At 73.3% G+C, this 3864-nt stretch carries 2 protein-coding genes, 1 tRNA gene and 1 pseudogene; 2 read left to right on the plus strand and 2 right to left on the minus strand.

All coding sequences use genetic code 11. The annotated features are described in order from the left end of the window. Window positions 1-360: pseudogene (fhaA, locus tag EBH09_RS18175) on the minus strand (antibiotic biosynthesis regulator FhaA); the annotation flags it as partial. 524 nt (window positions 361-884) lie between these two features. Between fhaA and EBH09_RS18180 the strand changes: the two are divergent. Then, window positions 885-971 (plus strand) — tRNA-Leu (locus tag EBH09_RS18180). A gap of 103 nt (window positions 972-1074) precedes the next feature. On the opposite strand, the gene EBH09_RS18185 is transcribed toward EBH09_RS18180, so the two are convergent. Beyond that, window positions 1075-1971 carry a carbohydrate-binding protein gene (locus tag EBH09_RS18185; protein WP_121748052.1) on the minus strand — a complete coding sequence of 299 codons (897 nt, stop codon included), beginning with the start codon at window positions 1969-1971 and terminating at the stop codon, window positions 1075-1077. Window positions 1972-2333: 362 nt separating this feature from the next. On the opposite strand from EBH09_RS18185, the gene EBH09_RS18190 reads away from it, so the two are divergent. Continuing rightward, window positions 2334-3797, plus strand: coding sequence for a DUF2252 domain-containing protein (locus EBH09_RS18190; RefSeq protein WP_121748053.1), 1464 nt, complete (start codon window positions 2334-2336; stop codon window positions 3795-3797). Window positions 3798-3864: the final 67 nt, after the last annotated feature.

The following is a 3864-nucleotide window of genomic DNA, read 5'->3' on the forward strand; positions in this document are numbered from 1 at the left end:
ACGGCTGCGTACCCGGTACAGACCGGTGTCGAGGTCGTCCGCCTTCTCCAGGTGGACCTTGATCGGTCCCATGAAGGTGTAGCGCTGCTGCTTGGCGTAGTCGCGGACCATGCCGGCGAGCTCGTCGCCGAGCTGGCCGGAGTAGGGGCTGAGGCGCTCGAAGTCGGGCGTGCTCAGTTCCACGATGAAGTCATTGGGTACGACGGTGCGGTCGCGGTTCCAGATGGTCGCGTTGTTGTCGCATTCGCGCTGGAGCGCTCCCGCGATCTCCACGGGCTGCACCTCGGACTTGAAGACCTTCGCGAAGGTGCCGTTGACCAGACCTTCGAGACGCTGCTCGAACTTCTTCAGGACTCCCATGGGGCACCTCCTCCGTCGCTGCCGTCCTGTCCGCTGCCTTGCGTACTGCTTGCGCGTGTACCGCTCACCCGCGCACTGCCTACTTGGTACTGCTTACTGATCGTATCCACGCGCCGGTCGATCGGCTGGTTCCCCCTGTCGGCCCGGTCGACGGGTGTCGACGCCTCTCGGAGTTCCCGCCGGAGCTCCCCTTCGAACTCTCGGGGTCCTTCGGGAAGCTCTCCCGCAGGTACTCATGCCCAGGATCGTAGAGGCGGCCGCAGACCAGTGTCCCGCACCTGACTGTGGACCCCTACCGGCTCCTGGGGAGACGGGCCGGACCGGTACGAGGTTGATACGTGAACGGACACGGGCCGATACGAGTGCCCGAGTGCCCGAAGGAGGGCGGGCGCCCTGCTCCCGGGGCGTCGTGCGTGGCCTGCCCCCGCCTGGAAAGGGATGTGAATCCACCCGTTCCAGCGTGCTAATGTTCTCGTGTCGGAAGGCGCCGGACCGCAAGGAAAGGCCCCGAGGACACACCCAATGCGCGGGTGGCGGAATAGGCAGACGCGCTGGATTCAGGTTCCAGTGCCCGCAAGGGCGTGGGGGTTCAACTCCCCCCTCGCGCACCAGCCGGAAGCCCCCCAGGTCTCGGACCTGGGGGGCTTCCGCATGCTCGGACGCGGTCGCTCTGCGGGGGGACGCCAGGGGGCGCGGTGCGCTGTGAGGAAGGTCTCAGGACTCGCGGCGCCACAGGGCCGGCACGTTGGGCGGCTCCCAGCCCGCCATCGAGGTGTGCGCCTGGAGGCAGCGGTAGGAGCCGCCGCCGTACGTGACCCCGTCGCCGACGGCGTAGGAGCGGCCGGCCGCCCAGGTGCCGCTCGGCGGGTCGGTGGGCGGGTCGGTGGGGCCGGGGCCCGGACCGCCGTCCACGTTCAGGACGAAGTCGAAGCTCCCCTCCTTGCCGCCGCCGGCGCCGCGGACGTTCATCAGCAGCGCGGGGTCGAAGAGGGCGTCCGTGCTGTTGCGGGGCTCGCCGGGGAAATACAGCTGGGTGGTCAGTACGGGTTCACCGGGTGCCTGCGCCTTGACGTGGATGTGCCGGGTACGGCCCGGATAGAGGCCGGGGACGATCGTCCGCAGCGAGAACGCGCCCGTGGCGTCGGTGAACTGGTGGCCGCGGAAGGCGTATCCGGCCATGTCGTAGGCGCCGGCGTTGTCGGCCTGCCAGAAGTCGAGGAGCACGCCGGGCAGCGGGACGCAGTTGCGGCCGAAGACGTAGCCGCTGACGGTCAGCCGGGTGCCGGCGGTGCCGGGAGTCACCAGATTGGTGCGCAGCGGGGAGTTCGGCTTGAAGTACGGGCCCTCCATCTGGTCGGGCGTCGGGTCGTCGCCGTCGTCGCAGAAGGGGGTCGGCGGCAGGGCCTCCCCGGTGGAGGAGCGGGCGGCGTCCCGGGCGAGCGCGATGGAGCCGGTGGCGAGCAGCGGGACGGCGGCGCCGGCGGCGACGGCCGCCCTGAGCAGCGTCTTGCGGCTGATGCCGCGGTCGGCGGTGGTGCCGGGGCCGGGGCCGGTGTGCGGTCCGGGCCCGGTGCCGGGTTCGTCGGGGGTGGTGGGGGCGTCGGAGGTCATGGCGGTTCCTCGGTCTCCTCGGTGGGGTGGTCCCTGGGGAAGCCGGACGGGACGTGCGACATCCGGCACGTCGGGGACAGGGAGCGCGCCCGCCGCGCGGGGCAGGCTGCTGTCGGTGCTTCGGCGGGCGCGCTCCGTGGTGATCGCTGGAAACCGTATGCGGGCCGGTGGGGGCCCGGGCACCTCCTGTTTCGCCCCCTGCCCGGCGTTATGCGGGCGGCGGAACGGGGCGGGCGGGACCCGTGTACGGGCGGATCACCCGGGGGTACGGTCGTGGCGCGTCGGCGCCCGGGAGGGGGCGGCGCGGACATGGGTACGGCACGGGTGTGCGTACGGGTACGAGTACGGGGAGGGCGGTCGCGATGACCGAGGCGACGGCGGGGACGGCGGCGGGGGCGCGTGCGGACGCGGGACCGGGCGCGGTCGAGGAACCGGAGGGGGGCGTGCGGGTGCCGGTCGTGCCGGGGTTCGCGCGGTGGCCCGTCGGCGGCTCCCCGAAGGCCGAGGGCAAGGCGCTGCGCACGCGAGTTCCGCGGTCCGCGCACGCCGACCTCACCCTGGACGCCTCCCGCCCGGACGCCGTGAGCGCGGTCGAGGAGTCCAACCGCGGCCGGATACCCGGGCTCACCCCGATCCGGGTCGGGCGGATGGCCGCCACGCCGTTCGCCTTCCTGCGCGGGTCGGCGGGGCTGATGGCGTACGACCTGGCGCGTACGCCGACGACGGGGATCGGCGCCCAGATCTGCGGCGACGCGCACGCCGCCAACTTCGGTCTCTACGGTGACGCCCGCGGCGGCCTGGTCATCGACCTGAACGACTTCGACGAGACCGTCCACGGCCCCTGGGAGTGGGACCTCAAGCGGCTCGCCGCCTCGATCGTCCTGGCGGGCCGGGAGGCCGGCGCCGACGAGGACACCTGCCGCGAGGCCGCCCACGACACGGCGGGCGCCTACCGGCGCACCATGCGGCTGCTGGCGAAGCTCCCCACGCTGGACGCCTGGAACGCCATCGCGGACGAGGAACTCGTCTCCCACACCGACGCCCACGACCTGCTCGGCACGCTGGAGCGGGTGGCCGAGAAGGCCCGGGCCAACACCAGCGGGCGCTTCGCCGCCAAGTCCACCGAGGCCACCGAGGACGGCGGGCGGCGCTTCGCCGACGTCCCGCCGGTGCTGCGGCGCGTCCCGGCCGGGGAGGCGGCGGCCGTCGCGGCCGCCCTGGAGCCGTACCTGGCCACGCTCTCCGAGGACCGGCTCCCGCTGCTGGCCCGGTACGCGGTGCACGACGTCGCCTTCCGGGTCGTCGGCACCGGCAGCGTGGGCACGCGGTCGTACGTCGTGCTGCTCCTGGACCACCGCGGCGAGCCGCTCGTGCTCCAGGTGAAGGAGGCCAGGCCCTCCGCGCTCCTGCCCCATCTGGCGGCCGTCGGCTTCGACGCCCCCGAGGCCGCGCACGAGGGGCGCCGGGTGGTCATGGGGCAGAAGCGGATGCAGGTGGTCAGCGACATGCTGCTGGGCTGGACGGCGGTCGACGGGCGGCCGTTCCAGGTACGGCAGTTCCGCAACCGCAAGGGCAGCGTCGACGCCACCGCCCTGGCCGCCGACCAGATGGACGACTACGGCCGCATGACCGGCGCCCTGCTGGCCCGCGCCCACGCGCACAGCGCCGACCCGCGGATCATCGCCGGCTACTGCGGCAAGAACGACGAGCTGGACGAGGCGGTGGCCGCCTTCGCCGTGGCCTACGCCGACCGCACGGAGGCGGACCACGCGGAGCTGGTGGACGCGGTGCGGGCGGGGCGGGTCGCGGCGGAACTGGGGGTGTGACGCTTCCGCCGCCTGCGTCGCGGCGCCCCGGAGGCGGCGGAGCGTGGCCGCCTCGGCAGGCGTACGT

Origin of the sequence: Streptomyces sp. E2N166, assembly GCF_003671715.1 — a bacterium.
Taxonomy (GTDB): Bacteria; Actinomycetota; Actinomycetes; order Streptomycetales; family Streptomycetaceae; genus Streptomyces; species Streptomyces thinghirensis.

What these genes read in the sequence shown, in the direction of transcription:
- EBH09_RS18185 (WP_121748052.1), bottom strand. Translation starts at nt 1,971, where the DNA reads ATGACCTCCGACGCCCCCACCACCCCCGACGAACCCGGCACCGGGCCC.
- EBH09_RS18190 (WP_121748053.1), top strand. Translation starts at nt 2,334, where the DNA reads ATGACCGAGGCGACGGCGGGGACGGCGGCGGGGGCGCGTGCGGACGCG.